We start from the raw sequence: 19,582 nt of genomic DNA on the forward strand, positions 1-19,582 counted from the left end.
ATTCCTGCGATTTCCCGATCGGTGACCGAAGGTGTCACGGGACCTCGCCAGAATCCAGACACCGTGAAGATACTCTACTCATTCCCCGATTGATGGACTACCTAACATGTTCCCACCCAAGAATCCGCGAAAATTCAGCGACTGCCTCCAGCACTTGCCGGCTGGCAGCAGTGAACTGCTGATCGTGGAGGGGGATTCTGCCTCAGATGCAGTCGTCAAGCTGCGAAATCCTGAATACCAGGCCGTGTTGCCCATGCAGGGAAAACCGATGAACGCAATGAAGGCGTCCACTGCGAAACTGGAAAACTCTCCTCTGTTTCGCACGCTCTGCGAGTCCTTGGGGGTCAGCCTAAGGGATCCGGCCTCAACCTCAAAATTGAAGTACTCCCGAATCGTATTCCTATTTGATCCCGATGCAGACGGGATACACTGCGGGGTGCTGATGTTGCTATTCTTCTATCGTTTTCTGCGTCCAGTACTAGACTCAGGGCACGTCTATAGAACGCAAACACCTCTGTTCGAGGTCACGACCGGTTCGCCCTCTGGTCAGCAGACCTTCTACGCCTACACAGAACCCGAGCTTGGTGTGCTCATGCGGGACGTGCGACAAGCGGGCCTGACCATTACCGGTCGCAGCTACTTCCGAGGGCTGGCCAACTTTCCGGCAAGCACGCTGAAGTCCACCTGCATTAATCCGGCGAGTCGCAAGCTAGTACGGCTGGGGGCGCGAGACGCTGAAGCAGCGCTGCGGATTTTTCGACATTCCGCTCAGCCAGCGTAAGCGGCCAGGGGGGGCGAGCAGCGGCTGAGCCGCTGCATCCAAAATCTGGCCGCTATGGAGGAAGTCGCTTCGGGCGAATTAAGTCGACTTCCCTCGAGGATATCAAGCACTGCCGGCGAACGGCAAGCTCGTTGAACCGATTCAACCGACCTTCATGGGGTCAATCAGGACGACTGCAAAACAGCCTTGCCACCGTTGCGTCCGCTGCGAGAGCGATCGAGAACGCGTTGCAAAATGGTCATCCACGTCTTGTTCAACCGCAGTGTGACCTCGTGGACCTTCTTGTCGTCTTCGGGCTCAAAGTCGATCTCGAAGCCAGCGACCGACAAGGTGTCGTTCGGGCTCTTACCGGCTTGGCAAGCCTTCCAGAAACGGACGCTATGCAGCGTGCTTTCCGCCTTGGACGTGGCTGTCTCTTCGGTAATTACGTCCACAGTCTTGGTAACTTCGGAGGTCAAGCTGGTCATCATCTCTTGACGCAAGTTATCAGCCCAGTTCTTCCAACGTGTCTTTTCTTGTACGGACATAAATCAACTTTCAGAAGAATCCAGCGACAAATCGCAAATAATAACGAAGGCAAACCATCAATGGGGTCACAGGAACTCCCTAGGAACTGCCACAAACAATAGCTAGCAAAACGCCAACATTCCCATCAAGGTGAGAATGAAATGTCCTGCGATTTCGGCTTCAGGGCGCGATAATGCGTTGTGCTGAAAGCCATTATAACCATTTTGAAGAACGAGGCGCGCTAGAAAATGAATCCTAAGGGGCAGATGCTGCAGTTCAGCCCCGAGCGGCCGCATCCGCAAAGGTTACAAACCGATCTTGCGACACATCCCATAACTTCAGTCGCAAACAGCCCATTATATCCCGAATTCGCAGGGACGTCTTCCCTGGGGATTGCAGCTCCGCCAATGCCGCCATTGCTTCAGGCAGGCGGTAGAACGGGATTTTGGCGTTCAGATGATGAACATGGTGGTATCCGATGTTACCCGTCAACCAGTGCATAATCGGCCCCAATTCAAGGTAGCTCGAGGAGGCTAAAGCTGCATCCGCGTAACTCCATTCATTGTTCTTCCGAATCTTGGCGGCCGGGAAATTATGCTGAATGTAGAACAGATAGGCCCCACTGAACGTTGCTACCCAGGTAGGCAAGATCAACACCAACAAACTCGTTTGCCAATCGGAGCAGTAAGCCAGCAACAGAGCTACCCCCACATGCAGCACCACCGCCAGGGGGGCATCCCAATGTCGACGGGGATCCATCAACAGAGGCCGCACGCACATGCCGAACAGGAATACGATCAGGTAGCCAAACAAGATCACGAACGGACTGCGGGCTAAGCGGTACTCAAACTTTTCCCACCCCGAAGCAAGTTTGTAGTTCGTGGTCGTCATGATCGGAAAAGAACCAATGCTGGCGCCAAACAGCTTGGAGTTATTGCGATGATGGTGGTCGTGAGAACGCTTCCAAACACTTGGTGGGGTCAGCATCAAGTATCCGTAGACGCTCAAAATCAGACTCGCCAGGCGGGAGTTCCTGAGGATCGAATGGTGTTGATAATCATGGTAAAGGATAAACATCCGAACCAAGATCAACCCGGTCAGAAGACTTCCCAAGATGCGCAGCCAAGCCGCACCACCCCATGCAGCAACGGAAGCGGTGATCACAAGTGCGGCCAGAGTCGAACTCAAATGCCACCAACTTGCCCCACGTCTCTCTTGTGCAAAAAACTTACTCGCGATGAGCAGATCGCGGGCGGCCGCTTTTGCTCGCGATGACTCTGACTGGGACTCCGTGTCCACGGCAGGTTCCATCCAAACGGTGCTCAAGCTCTATGATCCTATATTCCGACGTTATAGCCTGCTTTGAAAACGGTCTCCTGCACATTTCGCTTTGAAGACGATGTGCGGTAGGACGCTCCATTCTCTCGCGCAGACGCTGTGAGGCTCAACTCCTCGAGTTGTTCTGATAAACAACTCGCAAGTAAACCTCATTAATCACGCTACTGATGCCAGTTTCCCACGCAGCACTCACGCTCCATAGGTAATGCGAGACATCGCTGTGCCAGCAGAGTGCGTCAATGGGAACATGGCCCAACGAGGCATCATCGTAACGTACCGCAGCATGCGAAGCGGTAGCAATGCAAGCCAAACCAGTTGGATTTGCCAAAATAGCTCCCCGAACTCGAATCGGAGGGCAGCACTTGCGAAGATCAGCCCCAAAACGCTCGGCATCTGCCGGAATTTTGCTCTCTCCTCAGCTGAACTGCAGAGGGTACCACACATTGGATACTGCTTGCCCCGTCTCAAATCGCGACCGAAATCACGATCTGGCCTGCAGCGACTCGTTGGATAGTTTTCGCCCGGAGATTCAGGAATTCTGCGCAGCGAACTTGAGGCAATTGTAAAAGGCATCGCGAATCGCATCGGCATCGAGCGACGTAGCGACTTCCATGTTGGGCCGCCACTTCCGCGGCGTCCGACGGTCAAAAACGGTCGCACCGCGGGTCAAATCCCCATTCACTTCCACATCTCCAGCCATTTCCTCCCAGTCGAATAGCATGGGTTCAACGAGCATCAGGATCGGAAGTACGGCGTGCAATTCAATGGTTTCCTGGCCCAGGTGCTGTCGCGTCGTGCGACACAGGTGTGGCACGATTTGATGCAACACCTTCCCCACCTTCATGTAATTCGGAGGCAGCTTTTCGACGAGTTCCCAGCCGAAATTGAGCTGATCACACAACTCGCGTGGAATCAAGCTCTTCGTGGTTGCCGATTGGAAAACGGCTCGCGCACTCAACGGATCGAAGTGCATGTTGAATTCCGCGGTGGCGGTAACGTTGCCGACTCCCGTTACGCTACCGCCGGCGATGACGATGCGGTCTACCATTGGCACGATCGCCGGGTCTCGGCTTATGGCCTTGGCGATTCCCGTCAACGGTCCCATGGTCACGATGGTGATTTTTCCTGGGTCAGTTCGCAAACAGTCCGAGATCAGTTTATCACTGGGCATTGAATGCTGGCGAGAGATGGGGAGCCAATTCGAATTCCCCAACCCGTCGTCCCCATGGAGCAGCGTGCCATTATTGACCGCAGCGCCCGCTTCAGCCTCCAGGGCCGAACCAATCCGCGGCATGCGAGGCGGATCGAGGTTTTCGACCAGCGCCCTCACGTTTTGCGTGGCTTGGTCGGCATCCACGGTGCCAGCACAGGCGGTAATGGCCACGACTTCGAGTCGCGGGTCAAACAATGCCATGCACAAGCCGATCGCATCGTCAATTCCGGGGTCACAGTCAATGATAACTTTTCGTGCCATTTTTCATCCTGAATAGTACCTTCTCCGGCGGTGAGAGCGACTAGTATGACCGAACACCCCCTAGTTCCGCCATGGTGATTCTGCGTCACTGCGTTATATTCGACCACACTAGGCCAGCGGTATTGGATCTTGCGCTGGCTTCCACTGAACCGCCTAAGCTCATAGCTCGCCTCATGTCGCACGATTTTAGCTCACTTCTTGCCACTCTCCAATCGCATCAGAATCTCAGCCGACCAGAAATGCACGATGCCATTGGATGGTTGCTCAGCGGCGACGCCGAGCCTGAGGCAATGCGTAAGTTCCTAGTTCTGTTAGCAGAAAAGGGAGAGACGGTCGATGAACTGACGGGCGCCGCCAGCGCGTTGAGAGATTCGATGCGGCCCGTCAAGACAACGTTGCGGCCGCTCGTGGATACCTGCGGCACCGGTGGTGACGGCTCCCAAACCTTCAACATTAGCACGGCTGCCGCACTGGCCATTGCTGCGGCCGGGGTGCCAGTTGCCAAACATGGCAACCGCAAGATCACCAGCAGTACCGGCTCAGCAGATGTCTTGCAAGAACTGGGAATCGACCTGTTGGCTCCGCCAGAGACAGTGGAGAGCTGCTTGGAGTCGTTGGGCATCTGTTTCTGCTTTGCGCCCCACTATCATCCGGCCATGAAGCACGTGGGGCCCGTGCGGCAGTCCATCCCACACCCCACCATTTTCAATCGCTTGGGACCTTTGGCCAATCCGGCTGCAGCAGATCGGCAGGTCTTGGGCGTGGGGGCCGAAGAACTCGTCGATGTCATGGCAGGAGCCTTGCAGCAACTCGGTACACAGCGTTCGGTCGTGGTGCGGGGACACGACGGCGTGGATGAGATCAGTCTTACCAGCCCCACCCGAGTCTTGGAAATCACTCCCCAAGGCATCGAGGAACACCTTTGGACTCCAGCCGATTTTGGCCTTCCCGCCTCCGACCGGAGCGGGTTGTTTGCCGATGACCCCATTTCGAGCGCGGCTTGCATCCGCGCGGTGTTCGACGGCGAAAAAGGGCCCAAACGCGACGTGGTTGTCCTCAATGCAGCGGCTGGATTATGGGTGGCCGATGTCAGTGCCGATCTCAAGCAGTGCGCCGCCCAAGTCGCCGATGCCATTGACTCGGGGCAAGCACGCAACCTGTTGCAAAGTCTGGCGCAGGCCACTCACCACAAGTAGCATAGCAAGCCACGAAGGAGTTCTGCGCCCATGCCCGAGTACACCATCGATCAACTTCAACACCCGTTGCTCGAACCGTACCGAGAGATACGCAGCCGGAACTGGACCGAGCAGAGCGGCATTTTCATCGCTGAAGGTCCGCTATTGGTCGAGCAGCTGCTGCTGAGTCCCTATGGTACAAAAAGTGTCCTGCTGGATCGAAAGTACTTCTCCCACTACCGCGATATGCTCCCCGAAGATGTCGACGTTCTGCTTGTGGAGCATGATTTTGTGGAGTCGATCGTCGGTTTCGACTTCCACCGCGGAGTCATCGGCTGCGGCTATCGATTGCCCATTCGCTCGGTACGCGACTCTTTCCTTGCCCCCCCCGAGGATCAAGAAACCATTGCGGCGGTGATCGGTGTCCAGGACCCGGAGAACCTAGGTGGCATTCTCCGCTGCTGCGCGGGGCTAGGGATCCAGCGGGTATTGATCGGCCCGGGAACTGCCGACCCGCTGGCGCGTCGCGTCCTGCGGGTGTCCATGGGAACGGTATTGCACTTGGACGTCATCCGCTCAACGGATTTCGTGGCCGACATCCAATGGCTCAAACAGCAAAGGGGAATCGAAACGCTTGCCACGAGTCTCCAGGCCCCCTCGGAGCCCCTCGAAACCGCCAGCCGTAGCGGCCCGGTCATGATCGTATTTGGAAACGAACGCTTCGGAATCCCTCAGGATGTGCAACAAGTGGCCGATCGACGCATTAGAATCAACATGGAACTAGCCACCGATTCGCTCAATGTTTGCGTCTCGGCAGGCATTGTCCTCCACTACTTCTGCCGGCTTGCACCGGTTCTCCAGCCTCCAATTGCCCAAGAGGAATAGCTCGATGCGTTACGGCGGGATACGTTGCCTACTACTATGCACGGCCATCATGGTCGGTCTCCAACTAGAGTCGGTTCAGGCCCAAGAGGCCGCACAGCCGAACATCCTGTTGCTGTTCACTGACGACCAGTGTTTTGACACGATCGCAGCCTTAGGAAATACGGAGGTCATCACCCCCAATCTCGATAAATTGGCTAAACGCGGCGTCTCTTTTTCGAATGCTTACAACATGGGAGGCTGGAACGGCGCGATTTGCGTTGCCAGTCGAACCATGATGAACACGGGCCGTTTTCTATGGCGGGCCCATCAAGTCGACAATGAATTGGCTGAAGAGGCGCGGCACCGCCGGATGATCCCCCAAGTCATGCACGATGCCGGTTATGAGACCTACATGACGGGCAAATGGCACGTCAAAATCGATGCCAACAAGATCTACGATCACGTCACGCACGTTCGTCCTGGCATGCCCAAGACCGTGGAAGCCAGCTACCAACGCCCTAACGAAAAGGGGGACTGGAGCCCCTGGGATCCCTCCTTGGGAGGCTTCTGGGAAGGTGGAAAACATTGGAGCGAAGTTGTCGCTGACGATGCCGAAGATTTCCTCGAGCAGGCAGCCAAGAGCCCGCGACCGTTCTTCATGTACTTAGCCTTCAATGCCCCTCACGATCCGCGTCAAGCGCCTCGTGAATTCGTGGAAATGTACCATCGCACAGATTTGAAGATCCCAGCCAACTTCTTGCCGGAATATCCCTACATGGAAGCTATGGGAGCGGGCAAATCCTTGCGGGATGAACGTCTCGCCCCCTGGCCACGCACGCCCGAAGCGGTGCAATTGCATCGCCAAGAATATTACGCCTTGATCACTCACTTGGATGTGCAGATCGGACGCATCTTGGCACAGCTCGAGTCCACCGGACAAGCCGACAACACCTACATCGTGATGACGGCCGACCATGGTTTGGCATGCGGCCAGCACGGCCTGCTCGGAAAGCAAAGCATGTTCGAGCACAGCATGAAGGCGCCTTTGATCGTCGTTGGTCCCGGCATACCTGCAGACAAGCGAATTGAAACTCCCGTCTATGTCCAGGACTTCACCGCCACGGCAATTGACTGGGCGGGTGCACCCCGCCCTGAGACGCTTGAGTTCCAAAGCCTACTGCCCATCATTGCAGGTCAACGCCAACAACAATACGACGTAATCTACGGGGCATACATGCCCAACAAGCAACGCATGATTCGCGCTGGTGATTTCAAACTGGTGCACTATCCCAAGGGGGATACCTACCAACTGTTCAATCTTCGAGAGGACCCGCATGAAATTACCAATCTAGCTGCGAACCCTGACCAGACCCAACGCGTTTCCGATTTGAAAGATCAACTCGCGAAGTTAATGCACAGCATGGACGACCCGATGCTGAGTACCGCTCAGGAAGAACGCTAGCCGCAGCCATCCCTTTGAGGCCGTCGCGTCCTCTGGGGGCCGTCGCTATCCAACGACACACGCCCCGGACTCCGTCGCGGAACCACGCATCCGCCAGTAGTGCTCCTGGGGGCGGGGCCCAGTGGTTTAAGCTGCCAGCCAAGAGGCCGTACCGCAGTACTCAGGTGCGATCGACAATCAACGCTCGACCTGGTCGACGATCTCCAGTCGCACTCGTTGCACCATGCGTTTGGTGGCTTTCAGGACGGTGATGAGAATTCCGTTAATCTCAACCTGTGTACCAACTTGCGGAATTTCGGACAGGCGATGGATGACCAGGCCACCCACGGTGTCGTAGTCGTCTGACTCGGGCAGATCAATCCCGAGCAACTTACCGATACTTTCGATCTGGACTTTGCCTTCCGCTTCGATTTGATGCGTTGCTTCGTCATAAACTAAATCGCTATCTTCTTCCGTATCGAGTTCATCGGCAATCTCCCCGACAATCTCTTCCAACGCATCTTCAATGGTTACGACTCCCACAAATTGCTGGTATTCATCCACGACAATCGCCATGTGATTGCGATTGTGCAGAAAGACGCGCAACAGTTCATCAACGGTTTTATTGCCGGGGATGAACCAAGGCTTTCGCAAAATGCCTTCGAGCGTATCGGGGCCTGGGGAGAAGTTGGTCGACGCCAGCGCACTCAACAGATCTTTAACGAACAGAATGCCAATGATCTGATCTTTCGTTTCGCGATAGACCGGCAGTCGCGTCCGCCCACAATCGGCAACATGCCTCACCACCTCTTCCCAGGGCTGATCGACATCGATGGCATCCACTAGACTACGCGGAGTCATGATTTCTTCGACATCATTCTCGTCCAGATCCATAATGCCTTGGATCATCTCGGGCACGCCCTGCGAAAACACACCGTCGCGCTGGCCAGCGGCAACCATCGTCCTGATTTCGTCCTCCAGCATCTCCTCTTCAAACTGCTCATCATCAGGCTCATCGCTGAGACGCTGCCCCACCCAAGAAAAAACCTCTCCCAGTCCTACCACGGGACGAGTGAGTACGGCTACGCCATACCACAAGGGCCACGTGTGATACAGGAACAACGAAGAACTGTAGCGGACGACAATTCTGGGTAGCCATAGTCCCGCCAAAGTCAGCAGAACCAACCAGCTAATCACCCACATCAAGAGGGTCGCTGGGCTCACATCGGCCGAGAGTCTACCGTCGAAGTGTGTCACTTCGCCCGTGGTGTAGAACCATGCTCCCGCGGCCAGGGATCCGATCACTAAGCCGAACAGCAAGAGATATTGAGCGGTCGTTGAGGCTTGATCGAGGTTATCCAGAATGTGCCCAAAGCGTTCGGGCTGTCGGCGGAGTCTGCTGTAAGCCTCTAACTTGCGACCATTGAAATTTTCAAGCACGTGCAGGCCAAGGCCACCGAGCAAAGTCAGCGCCCAGCAGATACACATCAGCATTCCCAGCCAAGTGATACTCATCAATCTTTTCAGTAACTAGTACGAAATATTATCCCAACGGTCCAGCAATTCGGCTGCATGCGCAACGCCAAGCGCTAACAAACAAGCTTGCTCGGCGGCTCGCATTTCGCGCCGCTGAGACTCGTCTAGATCATCCAATCCAGCGACATGCAACAATCCATGGACTACATACAACAGCAGCTCATCTTCGACGCTCCAGCCGGCGGCTTGGTGCAATCGGGCGGCGGTGTCCACGCTGGCAATCACCTCGCCGTCGACCACCTTGTCTTCCATCTCGATCACAAAACTAATTACATCCGTGGCCCAATCGTGCTTCAATTCAGTGCGATTGACTTCACGGATCGCGTCATCGCCAACGATACTGATACTGGCTTGGAATCGATCAAAACCGTAGTGTTGGGCGATCCATGATGCAGCCAGCCTAATTCGCTGAGAATCGTCGTAGACGGAGTCTACATAGTATTCGATATCGAGGTCGATCGCAGGTGGATTGGTCATCACGGCTTAGGCTGAAGCCTGTCCCGAGTATTTGACGCGACCGTGGTAGATCGCAGTGAGGGACTTGACCAGTGAACTCTTGAGTCGATCGAGTTGTTGGAGGGTGAGTCCGCATTGATCGAATTGCCCGTCCAGCAATTTCTTCATCGCAATCTGGTCCACCAAGTTTTGGATGCGCGATGAGGTCGGTTCGACTAGGGTGCGACTGGCACTCTCCACGGAATCGGAGAGCATGAGAACCGCAGCTTCGAGAGTCTGCGGTTTGGGACCAGGATAACGAAACGACGTTTCCGAGACCTCTTCTTTGTTCGGATCAGCCTGGCTGCGTTTGGCGGCTTCGCGATAGAAGTACTCGACTAGCGTCGTACCGTGATGCTGCTCAATAAAGTCGATAATCGGCTTGGGAAGTCGATGCTGCCGCCCCAAGTCGGCGCCGTCTTTAACATGGGCGATGATGACCAAGGTGCTCATGGCCGGTTGCAATGTGTCGTGGCAATTGCCGCCTTGCTCTTGATTTTCGATAAAGTAGTTGGGTTTGAACATCTTGCCAATGTCGTGGAAGTAGGCTCCCACGCGTGTCAATAATCCGTGTGCGCCGATCGAGTCGGCTGCTGCTTCAGCAATGGCAGCAACGTTGATGGAATGGTTGTAAGTTCCCGGCGCGCGCTGCGCCAATTGCCGCAGAAGCGGGTGGCTCGCATCGCCCAGCTCCAATAGGCTTAAATCGGTTTGAACCCCAAACAGCTTTTCGATGAATGGCAACAGACCTGTCATCAACGCTGTCGCTAGAAGGGTAAAGCCGCCCAGTCGCAAGGCTTCGCCACCAAGACTGGGCAATAGCCAAGTCCAGTCAATTGTCAAATTGCTCGAGTTGGTTTCGGCGGCCACAATGGCTGAATTTAGCTTTCCAAGGACGGTGTCCACGCCCAGGTGGGTGAGGGCCACAATGACGCCCGCAGCCAAGCCGACGTAGATCAGCTTGGTGCGTGTGCGAATGCGTCCCAAGAACAACACCGCCGCGCACGTGCCACTGCACAGCGTTACAAATCCGCCGATATCCAATCCCAAACCGAGGGTGATGATCAAACACAGGCAGGTCGTCATCAACAATGCGACTTGGCGACCAAAGGTGATCGTCATGATAATCGCGCAGAGAATTAGCGGCACGATTTCAGCCCGCATGGGATCGGGCGCCGCATACCGGCACAGGACGCAGGTGACAACGGCCAGTCCCAACAAGCGAATTAGGTTGGTCGGTTCGGTCAGGAGAGTGCGGTCATATTGGTAGTAAACATAGATTCCGCACAGTAAATAGATGGCAGCCAACATGCCTGAAAATGCGAGCAAACGGAAGAGCGTCTCGCCCCAAGAAAGCTTCGCGATCCAGGCATCGTATTCCGCATGAAGGAGAGGTAACTCCTTCGCGCGGGTGATCGGCTTGCCCGCCTCAGCCAACTTGCTGACGGTCGGAATATAGTTCACATAAGCTGCCTCGACCGATTCCTCGGCTTTGAGCCGCACCTTCTCACTGAGGTCTTGGCGGTAAGAAAGCGTCACTGGCAAATTGCGGGCGATGTAGCCACTGACCATCTTGGCGACCGGTACCGCGTCGGGCGTCGTGTAATATTTCTGGAAGCCCTCGACCAATTTCTGCGGCAATTCGACCGCCACATCCGCGTGCCGTACGAGGGCCACATTGACGACCACCCCTTCATCGGGCAGACCGACAGGGAAGACCAATATCGAACGCTGCATCCCCTGCTCACTGTCGTGGCTCAGCGATTGCAGCAGCCCGGTTCCCGCAAAAGTCTTGAGGATATCCCCCAACGCCTGCTGAAATTTGCCATCGTCCAACTTGTTGGGCCCCGCAAACAGCGAGCGCAAGGCCTGCAGATTTTCTTTATCGTCGGGCGTTACACCATCGACCGGTTGCGGCCGCAGTGCTTCGAGTGCCGCCAACTGCTCTTCAGTCAAATCTTCGTAGGGTGTGCTGTCCAATAGCAACACCACTCGGCTCTTGATAGCGTCCAGCAGACGAAAGATCGGTTGCGGGCGGTTTTCGTAGAGGCACAATTCTCCACGGCGCTTCTCGCGGCGATTCTGCTCTGTTTGGCCCTCGTCGTAGACTTCGAAAGCTACGCGGGCCACCACATCCCGCTCGGGTATCTGCCCCTCGCGGAAGGAAAACGGAGGCAACCAACCGCGCAGCGTCACGATAATCAGCAGCGCGGCAACTAGAGCCACGGAGCTTTGCAACAGCGTGCGTCCAGTGAGGAACTGACGCAGCCAGCGACTCAGGACGCTAGGTTCCAGCTGTAGTGATGCAACGCGTTTACTGCGAGTGCGTTTGGAGTGCGTTTGAGCCATGAGGCCTCGATTGTGTTACACAGTTCGCGTCGCATTGGCAACGCGCTAAAAAGTCGCCCCTTGCCAAGGGGAATTCCACGCCCGTCACACGAAGTCTAACTTGCAGGGGTCCCAGCAGGCGGATCGGAATCTTTTGGATTCAAAGTCGATTCTGCTGCATTGCGCGATTCATATCTGTTCACAATATCCTGTACCAAGCGGTGGCGGACAATATCCTGAGTCGCCAACGACACGAAGCTAACTCCACGGATTCCAGCAAGGCGATGCCATGCATCGCGTAATCCACTAGTCACTCCCCCAGGTAAATCGACCTGGGTGACGTCGCCGGAGACCACAATTTTGGAACCATCCCCCATCCGCGTTAAAAACATCTTCATCTGAGCCGAGGTCGTATTCTGGGCTTCGTCCAAGATGATAAATGCATCATTCAACGTCCGCCCGCGCATGTAGGCCAGCGGGATAACTTCGATGACATCGTGCTCCATGAGGTACTTGACTTGATCGTAGTCTAGCATCTCATTGAGGGCATCGAGTAGCGGCCGCAAGTACGGATTTAATTTCGCCTGCAAATCACCGGGCAAAAACCCAAGACTTTCCCCCGCCTCCACCGCGGGACGCACTAGCACGATTTTGCGAATTGTCTGGCTTTTAAGGGCTTCAACGGCAAGGGCTACGGCTAAGTACGTCTTGCCACATCCGGCCGGTCCGCGACAAAAGGTGAGATCGTTGAGCCGAATAGCCTCGACATACCTAGCTTGCCCATCCGTCCTAGGCTTAATTATACGTTGCTTATGAGCCAGGTTCACTTCGGCCTTAGCAGAGTTTTTGGGGCGAGCTTCGCCGCTCTTGGGTGGGGGAAGAGAGCTGCTGCCTGAAACTGTAGGGCTGACGCCCCGCAGCACCCCCTCCACTTCAGCCAGCGTCAGGCTGCCCACCTGCTGGACGCGTAAGTGGAGATCTTCCATGGCGTGGGTTGCTAAACGCACCGCCTCCGCCTCCCCAATAATTTTGAGTTTTCCATCGCGGTGCGTGATGGCTACACCATAGTGATTGCGAATGATCTTCAGGAATTGATCTTGGGGACCGAACAGGCTAAGCACTGCTGCGGGGTCGACCAAGTTAATATTCGCTTCGGACATAGATCCCTCTCCGCCTTGCCTGACTACTGGCCAGGTCCTTGAATAAGTTGCGCGACCACGATCAGGTAGCCCACTACGGAAGCGGGCAGAAGAGAATCAGTAACATCCCACAAACCGCCTAAGCCGGGCAACAATCGACCACTGTCTTTGTAGCCCATTTCGCGTTTAAAAATCGATTCGAGCAGATCCCCAGCCACCCCAGCGAGAGTCAGTAGCGTGCCCAACAAGACAACGCCCCAAGTGGATACCTGCAGCTGGTCCGCCTCGAAGACTCGCGGCGCACAGATCTTAAAGTAGATCCAACTCGCGAGGATGGCGACCACGACCCCACCTACCAAACCTTCGACCGTTTTACCGGGACTGACGTTGGGGCATAGTTTCGTGCGTCCCAAGGCGCGTCCTGCAAAGTAGGCTCCCGCATCCGAAAACTTGGTTACGAGAATCACGCCGACTAACAAGTAGAGCCCCCAACCGCTGCTTCCGGTGAGTCGCAGTGCTAGGGCGAACGCAAAGCATCCGCCAAAGTACACGGACACCCAACCCGCCAGCAAGGATCGCATCAAGCTACCAGAATGGGGCTGATAGCTCCGCATAAACCACAGAAAACAGCCGACTAGAGAGATCATGGACGCGGCCAGCGGCCAACCTAAGGAACCGAGCAAGCAATCCGCTGGATAGCTTGCTCCCGTCAGCAGCGGCCAATAGGCAGGCACGGTGGCCGCCAGCATCACCCCACCACAGCCGATCAACGCTGGAGCTGCGATTCCGCGAAACTCACCATGGTGCCCCATCCATACGCACTCAACGGCGCTCCCGTAAATGAGATACAGCCCTAGCGGTATCATCCAAAAACCGGTGCAGCCCAGTACGGGCCCCCGTGCGTCGAGCCCCACAAACACGAGTGCTGAACTGATGATGACCAAAGCCGATAAGAGCCGGTAGCGAAGCAAAGCAGAGAAACTCCCGCGTTAAGCGTGTGTGTTGGGCAATGGGGACTTGCCTTGCAGTCCACCAAAACGCCGATTGCGCCCCGCGTAGTCGGCAATCGCCAACGCTAGCTCAGAGCGGCCAAACTCGGGCCACAAAGTATCGGTCACGTAGATCTCAGAATAGCTTATTTGCCATAATAGAAAGTTGCTGATACGCATCTCGCCGCTGGTGCGGATGAGCAAATCGGGATCGGGCAGCCCCGCCGTGTACAGGTACCGATCCACCGTGTCTTCGGTGATGGACGATAACTCCATTTCCCCCTGCTGCACCTCCGCCGCAATTTGCCGGATAGCATCGACCATCTCAAGTCGAGCTCCGTAATTGATCGCCAGACACAGCGTCATCCCATCGTTGGAGGCACAGGCCTGGTAGGTGCGTTCCATCTCCTCTTGAACTTCCAACGGTAAGCGATCACGCTGCCCAATGAATTTGACTCGGAGGTTGTTCTCAACCAAACTCTCGCGCTCCGCGATCAAGTATTCCTTGAGCAGAGTCATGAGAAATTCCAGCTCCAGGGCCGGGCGCTTCCAATTCTCACTACTGAGGCAGTAGAGTGTCAGCACCTCCACACCGAACTCTCGGCAGGCCTCCATCACCGCGCGGACCGATTCCACCCCGCGCAAATGCCCCTCGATGCGCGGCAAACTCTGTTGCTGCGCCCAACGACCATTCCCGTCCATGATCACCGCCACATGTTTGGGACGACGCTCAAGTGGAACATTCAGTTCAACGGCTTCCATTCCTTCCATAGGCTGCAACGCTGTACCTCAACTGTTAAAGCGAAATGGTATCGGTGTTGAGCAAAGCCAACTCAATAACCGCGGGGGCATCTCTTGCACTAGATACCGTCTAAACGCATTAGGTCCTCACGATCGGTAAAGATCGTCTGCTCGCGATCCGGTCCCACCGAAACGACTTTGACCGGTACACCAATCAACTCGCTAATGCGTTCGAGATACCGATGCGCCAGTTCGGGCAAATCGTCCATGGTACGCGCGCCGGTCACATCTTGCTTCCAACCCGGCAGCGTTTCGTAGATCGGCTTAGCCCGGCGAAGCGTCGCAGCGTCGCAGGGGAAGTGCTCCACCCGTTGGCCGTCAATATCGTAGGCCACACAAACTTGGATCTCGTCAAAGTGTGCCAAGACATCCATCATCATCAACGCCAAGGAATCGATCCCGCTCAGACGGGCAGTATAGCGTACAGCAACTGCGTCAAACCAGCCACAGCGACGGGGGCGTCCCGTCGTCGTACCGTACTCGTTTCCTAGATCTCGAATCTTCTGCCCCACTTCGCAGTTCAACTCCGTCGGAAAGGGGCCGCCTCCCACACGCGTCGAGTAGGCCTTGGCAACGCCGATCACACGCTTGAGCCACTTGGCAGGAACGCCCGAACCGCTGCTAATCCCCACCCCGGAGGAATTGCTACTGGTAACGAACGGAAATGTGCCGTGGTCGATGTCTAAGAGAGACCCCTGAGCGCCTTCCATCAAGAGTCGCTTGCCGTCATCCAATTCGTCCAGCAGGCAGTTGGTGGTGTCGCCAATCAAGCCGCGAAGCTGCTCGGCCCACCCCTTGGCGGTCTCGGCAATGGCCTGAGCATCGAGACGCGGGTCCGCCGCATCGGCTCCCATGCCCACCAGCAGCGTTCGCTTGGCCTCCACGACGTTGGCAATCCGCTCTTCCAGATCGGGTTGCATCAGATCTGCCGCACGGACGGCAAACGTTCTGCCAACCTTATCGCGATAACAAGGCCCGATCCCGCGGAGGGTCGTTCCGATATTCTCGCCTTGAACCAGCAAACGGTTCATCAATTCGTCTTCGAGCAGATGCCAGGGCATTACCAGATGCGCTCGCTCGCTGATCGTCAGGTTCACGCGAGGATTAATTCCCCGCTTCTCGAGCCCGCTCAACTCTCCGATCAGAGTTGTGGGTTCAATCACCACACCCGGTGTGATGAAATTCTTCACCTGCGAATGGAGAATTCCGCTGGGAACATGATGCAATTTGTACACTTCGGAACCGCTGACGACCGTATGCCCAGCGTTAGCCCCTCCCTGATAGCGTACGACGCAGTCGTGGTCAGGCGCAAGTAGGTCAACCAACTTGCCCTTTGCTTCATCTCCCCACTGCAAACCAATCACACAAGCAGCTGGCACACTAAACTCCCACCGATTTAAACATAATTAGGAACGAGTCGCCGGCGATCCTTAAGGAGTGCCAGGGACCGCGATGATCCGAACACAATACATTCCCAAGCAGCACACGCTGACGGCGCCGCAGGGCTTACGTCTACCCCATAGGTGTCAAAACACACCATGGCCTGGTTACTTAGGTGAACCAACACCCGGTAGATAACCGTATTGCAAGGGGCACTGAAAGGATCGCGATCGCCGAGCTGTACTATGGCACGGAGACCGCTTCCCATTGAGGACTTTGGCAATGCAAGCTGAGAAGTATCGACACCTTGTGCGTGGGCGTCAAGTAACGGCAGCGAGCCCATTCCACCGTAGCTCGGTGCACATTCGGCTCAAAACCCCCATTATACCAACATTTCGTGGTAAATCGCCTAAACTTCGCAGTGGCGAGAGGGTCGCGTAGGTGTAGACTTACACTATAAATTCTTTACATGCATGGCAGCCTCGTCCGTATGCTTCCACCTGACTGTGGGCTGCGCGGCCTCCTTTATCTATTTGTCGACTAGAATTTTTTACTATGGCGTTATTGATCCTGAGAGTCTGCTTCATTTGTGTAGCAGCGGGCATCGCGACCCTTTTGCTCCGCATTGATATCAGCGGACCAGCATATATCCCTTACCTGGTGATTTTTGGCTCGGTCCTGATGTCTCTGGGCGTGATTGCCGTAGACATTTTCACGCCTCGCAAGCAAATTGAGGTCATTTCGGGCGTCTACTTCGGCTTGCTCGTCGGCGTGCTAATGACCTACATCTTGTATCTGGCCTTAGCTCCCTTGATTCCCGCGAACAGCCCCTACACGGCCCCCACGTTACTACTCATGGGGTCCGTCTTGTGCTACGCCTGCACCAGCCTTCTGTTGCAGACCAAAGACGACTTTCGCTTCGTCATTCCCTACGTCGAATTTGCTCGGGATTTGAAGGGGTTACGCCCCATTGTGTTGGATACCAGCGCCATTATCGATGGTCGGTTGGCCGAATTCGCCGAAACCAACATCATCGAAAGTCAGCTGGTCATGCCCGGCTTCGTGCTGGCTGAGTTGCAAGCGATCGCCGACAGCAACGACCGTCTACGGCGTGCTCGGGGACGAAGAGGACTGGATATTCTGAACAGACTGCGCACGCAGCCTAACATCGAGTTCCAAATCTACGATCGTGAGCTACCCGAATTTGCGGGGCAACCGGTCGACATGAAACTAGTGATTCTTGCCAAGCACCTGGAAGGCAAAATCATTACGGGGGACTTCAACCTGAATAAGGTGGCCAAAGTCCATAACGTGGCGGTCGTCAATCTGAATGAGATTGCCGCCTCCCTGCGGCCCCAATTCTTGCCGGGCGAGGCATTTGAAGTGCGCGTGGTCAAAGCGGGCGAAGGACCAGAGCAGGGGATTGGATACCTCGATGATGGAACCATGGTAGTCATCGAAGGGGGGAGGCACCGCATCAATGCCACTCTGCCCGTCGTGGTAACCAGCACGCTACAGACTCAAGCGGGCCGCATGTTGTTCGCCAAAGTCGATGATGCGGCCATTCGTTCGGGCGCGTAACGCACCGGTGCCCTTCTACCCCCCAGTGCTGGGAAAAACACTGCATCTCACGTCTTTTGGGGTATAGGCCGGACGAGGCTGCGCCGGTTCGCGCACCTCGACATTCACATTTCGCGTATTAGTTTACGAAATTGCGAGTTCCGCTTTGACTCTCCGTTAGTGCAATCTATTGTTCAGCGGTTCAAATTTTTCGAACTTGCCTCCTTCCTACAGAATCCGCGGGCGATTCACTAACACCTGCGAACGACCGTTATGAATAACGCCAACTCCTGCTCTCCTAACGCTGAGTCCATCGATTTCGACGCACTGCTCGCGAGATGCATGGGGCGGTCCGATCTGATGGAGCGCATTCTGAAGAGTTTTCATAAATCGGCATCGCACGAAATTGAGACGTTGATGATTGCCATTGAGACGTCGAATCTCGCTGCGGTTCAAAGTGGTTCCCACAAGCTCAAGGGGACCGCATTAACCGCTTCCGCGAACAAGCTGGCCCAATTGGCCAATGAACTCTATTCGACCGCGAATAGCGATATGACATTTGAATTCCCGGATTTGTCGGCCCAACTCACCCAGGAATTCGAATCCATCGAAAAACTCCTTGCCATGCGAGAAATGGGGGCCGTCTAGTGCATCAACAAAATGACCAACGCGCAACCGTGCTCGTGGTTGATGATGACATTTGCTGTAGTGAGCTGCTGTGCGGGGTCCTTCGCGAAATGGGAGTGCATACCATCAGCGCTCAAAGTGGCGCTGAGGCATACGAACTCATTTGCCAAGGTGAATGCCGTATCGTCATTTCCGACTGGCAGATGCCAGAGATGACTGGCATTGAATTGTGCGAAAAAGTACGCCGCCGACAACTTGGCGACTACGTCTACTTCATGCTGCTGACCTCGCTACACGGCCGAACCAATTTGGTGCGTGGTTTGCAAGCGGGTGCTGACGACTTCATCACCAAACCTTTTGATCCCTATGAGCTGCACGTACGTCTGCGAGTGGCAGAACGCATCGTTTCGTTAGAGAACCGCGGTCTGATCGTCTTTTCATTAGCCAAATTGGCTGAGTCTAGGGACCCCGAGACCGGAGCTCACCTGGAGCGGATGCGGGAGTACTCTCGAGTCTTGGCCCAGTATTTAGCCACGCAACCAAAATACGAACACATCATCGATGCGGACTTCATTCGCGCGATCTACCTAACCAGCCCTCTCCATGATATTGGTAAGGTCGGTATACCGGATAACATTCTGCTCAAACCGGGACGCTTGACTTCGGAAGAATTTGAGATCATGAAGCAGCACACGACGATCGGCTGCAATACGCTCGATGCTGCCTATGCGGCCTGCCCATCGGCAGAATACTTGAGACTCGCACGAGACATCGCCAACTCTCATCACGAAAAATACGACGGATCAGGCTATCCCAACGGATTGAAGGGCACTGAGATTCCGTTGTGTGGCCGGATCGTGGCACTGGCAGATGTGTACGACGCCCTGACGACGAAACGGGTCTACAAGGATGCGTTTAGCCACGAAGCGGCTAAGAAGATTATCATCGAGGGACTCGGCAGCCATTTCGACCCCGATGTCGTCGATGCTTTCCTTCACAAGGAAGACCGCTTTATTCAAATCAAGAATTGCCTCGACGGCGAAGATCCCTTGCCTGTCAACGCAATCCCTGTCCCTATGTCGGTCAGCCCACCTGTGGCGATGGCTGGCCTTTCAACCTAACTCACCAGCCTTCCACTACGTTTCGC

17 protein-coding genes are annotated in these 19,582 nt (G+C 55.4%); 7 read left to right on the forward strand and 10 right to left on the reverse strand.

The window, feature by feature from the left end:
- The first annotated feature begins 106 nt into the window (after nucleotides 1-106).
- The gene (locus Q31a_RS15365; RefSeq protein ID WP_145079557.1) at nucleotides 107-781 is read left to right on the forward strand and encodes a toprim domain-containing protein; all 675 of its coding nucleotides are present in this window, start codon (nucleotides 107-109) and stop codon (nucleotides 779-781) included.
- A gap of 164 nt (nucleotides 782-945) precedes the next feature.
- Here the strand turns inward: Q31a_RS15365 and Q31a_RS15370 are convergent, their stop codons facing one another.
- The 3 genes from Q31a_RS15370 to Q31a_RS15380 all read right to left on the reverse strand — a co-directional run bounded on the left by Q31a_RS15370 (nucleotide 946) and on the right by Q31a_RS15380 (nucleotide 4,100).
- On the reverse strand, nucleotides 946-1,308 hold the full coding sequence (locus Q31a_RS15370) for a hypothetical protein (RefSeq protein ID WP_145079560.1): 363 nt from the start codon (nucleotides 1,306-1,308) through the stop codon (nucleotides 946-948).
- A 256-nt stretch (nucleotides 1,309-1,564) separates the two neighbouring features.
- Entirely contained in the window at nucleotides 1,565-2,614 is a 1,050-nt protein-coding gene (locus Q31a_RS15375; RefSeq protein WP_145079563.1) for a fatty acid desaturase family protein, read from the reverse strand.
- Nucleotides 2,615-3,155: 541 nt separating this feature from the next.
- On the reverse strand, nucleotides 3,156-4,100 hold the full coding sequence (locus tag Q31a_RS15380) for a nucleoside hydrolase (RefSeq protein ID WP_145079566.1): 945 nt from the start codon (nucleotides 4,098-4,100) through the stop codon (nucleotides 3,156-3,158).
- A gap of 173 nt (nucleotides 4,101-4,273) precedes the next feature.
- Between Q31a_RS15380 and trpD the strand changes: the two genes are divergently transcribed.
- The 3 genes from trpD to Q31a_RS15395 are packed head-to-tail and all read left to right on the forward strand — an operon-like array spanning nucleotide 4,274 to nucleotide 7,601.
- The gene (trpD, locus tag Q31a_RS15385; protein ID WP_145079569.1) at nucleotides 4,274-5,296 is read left to right on the forward strand and encodes an anthranilate phosphoribosyltransferase; all 1,023 of its coding nucleotides are present in this window, start codon (nucleotides 4,274-4,276) and stop codon (nucleotides 5,294-5,296) included.
- 30 nt (nucleotides 5,297-5,326) lie between these two features.
- A complete protein-coding gene (locus Q31a_RS15390) occupies nucleotides 5,327-6,160 on the forward strand; it encodes a TrmH family RNA methyltransferase (protein ID WP_145079572.1) in 834 nt (277 codons plus the stop codon).
- Between the two features lie 4 nt (nucleotides 6,161-6,164).
- Nucleotides 6,165-7,601, forward strand: coding sequence for a sulfatase-like hydrolase/transferase (locus Q31a_RS15395; RefSeq protein ID WP_231690774.1), 1,437 nt, complete (start codon nucleotides 6,165-6,167; stop codon nucleotides 7,599-7,601).
- A 177-nt stretch (nucleotides 7,602-7,778) separates the two neighbouring features.
- Here Q31a_RS15395 and Q31a_RS15400 read toward each other — a convergent pair whose 3' ends face one another.
- The 7 genes from Q31a_RS15400 to Q31a_RS15430 form a co-directional block, all read right to left on the reverse strand.
- A complete protein-coding gene (locus Q31a_RS15400) occupies nucleotides 7,779-9,095 on the reverse strand; it encodes a hemolysin family protein (protein WP_145079578.1) in 1,317 nt (438 codons plus the stop codon).
- A 15-nt stretch (nucleotides 9,096-9,110) separates the two neighbouring features.
- Nucleotides 9,111-9,593, reverse strand: a complete 483-nt coding sequence (gene ybeY / locus Q31a_RS15405; protein ID WP_145079581.1) for an rRNA maturation RNase YbeY — start codon at nucleotides 9,591-9,593, stop codon at nucleotides 9,111-9,113.
- 6 nt (nucleotides 9,594-9,599) lie between these two features.
- The gene (locus tag Q31a_RS15410) at nucleotides 9,600-11,960 is read right to left on the reverse strand and encodes an HD family phosphohydrolase (protein ID WP_145079584.1); all 2,361 of its coding nucleotides are present in this window, start codon (nucleotides 11,958-11,960) and stop codon (nucleotides 9,600-9,602) included.
- 95 nt (nucleotides 11,961-12,055) lie between these two features.
- Entirely contained in the window at nucleotides 12,056-13,099 is a 1,044-nt protein-coding gene (locus tag Q31a_RS15415; RefSeq protein WP_145079587.1) for a PhoH family protein, read from the reverse strand.
- 23 nt (nucleotides 13,100-13,122) lie between these two features.
- Nucleotides 13,123-14,049, reverse strand: coding sequence for a phosphatidate cytidylyltransferase (locus Q31a_RS15420; protein ID WP_231690775.1), 927 nt, complete (start codon nucleotides 14,047-14,049; stop codon nucleotides 13,123-13,125).
- An 18-nt stretch (nucleotides 14,050-14,067) separates the two neighbouring features.
- The gene (locus Q31a_RS15425; protein ID WP_231691242.1) at nucleotides 14,068-14,838 is read right to left on the reverse strand and encodes an isoprenyl transferase; all 771 of its coding nucleotides are present in this window, start codon (nucleotides 14,836-14,838) and stop codon (nucleotides 14,068-14,070) included.
- 89 nt (nucleotides 14,839-14,927) lie between these two features.
- Entirely contained in the window at nucleotides 14,928-16,247 is a 1,320-nt protein-coding gene (locus Q31a_RS15430; protein ID WP_197355307.1) for an adenylosuccinate synthase, read from the reverse strand.
- A 556-nt stretch (nucleotides 16,248-16,803) separates the two neighbouring features.
- On the opposite strand from Q31a_RS15430, the gene Q31a_RS15435 reads away from it, so the two are divergent.
- The 3 genes from Q31a_RS15435 (at nucleotide 16,804) to Q31a_RS15445 (ending at nucleotide 19,556) form a co-directional block, all read left to right on the forward strand.
- Nucleotides 16,804-17,829, forward strand: coding sequence for a PIN/TRAM domain-containing protein (locus Q31a_RS15435; protein WP_145079590.1), 1,026 nt, complete (start codon nucleotides 16,804-16,806; stop codon nucleotides 17,827-17,829).
- 252 nt (nucleotides 17,830-18,081) lie between these two features.
- Nucleotides 18,082-18,456: an Hpt domain-containing protein gene (locus Q31a_RS15440; protein ID WP_145079593.1), complete on the forward strand. Its 375-nt coding sequence runs from the start codon at nucleotides 18,082-18,084 to the stop codon at nucleotides 18,454-18,456.
- Nucleotides 18,456-19,556, forward strand: a complete 1,101-nt coding sequence (locus Q31a_RS15445) for a response regulator (RefSeq protein ID WP_231690776.1) — start codon at nucleotides 18,456-18,458, stop codon at nucleotides 19,554-19,556. The genes Q31a_RS15440 and Q31a_RS15445 overlap by 1 nt, the downstream gene beginning before the upstream one ends.
- The last annotated feature ends 26 nt before the right edge of the window (nucleotides 19,557-19,582 follow it).

It is taken from the genome of Aureliella helgolandensis, assembly GCF_007752135.1.
GTDB classification, from domain to species: Bacteria; Planctomycetota; Planctomycetia; order Pirellulales; family Pirellulaceae; genus Aureliella; species Aureliella helgolandensis.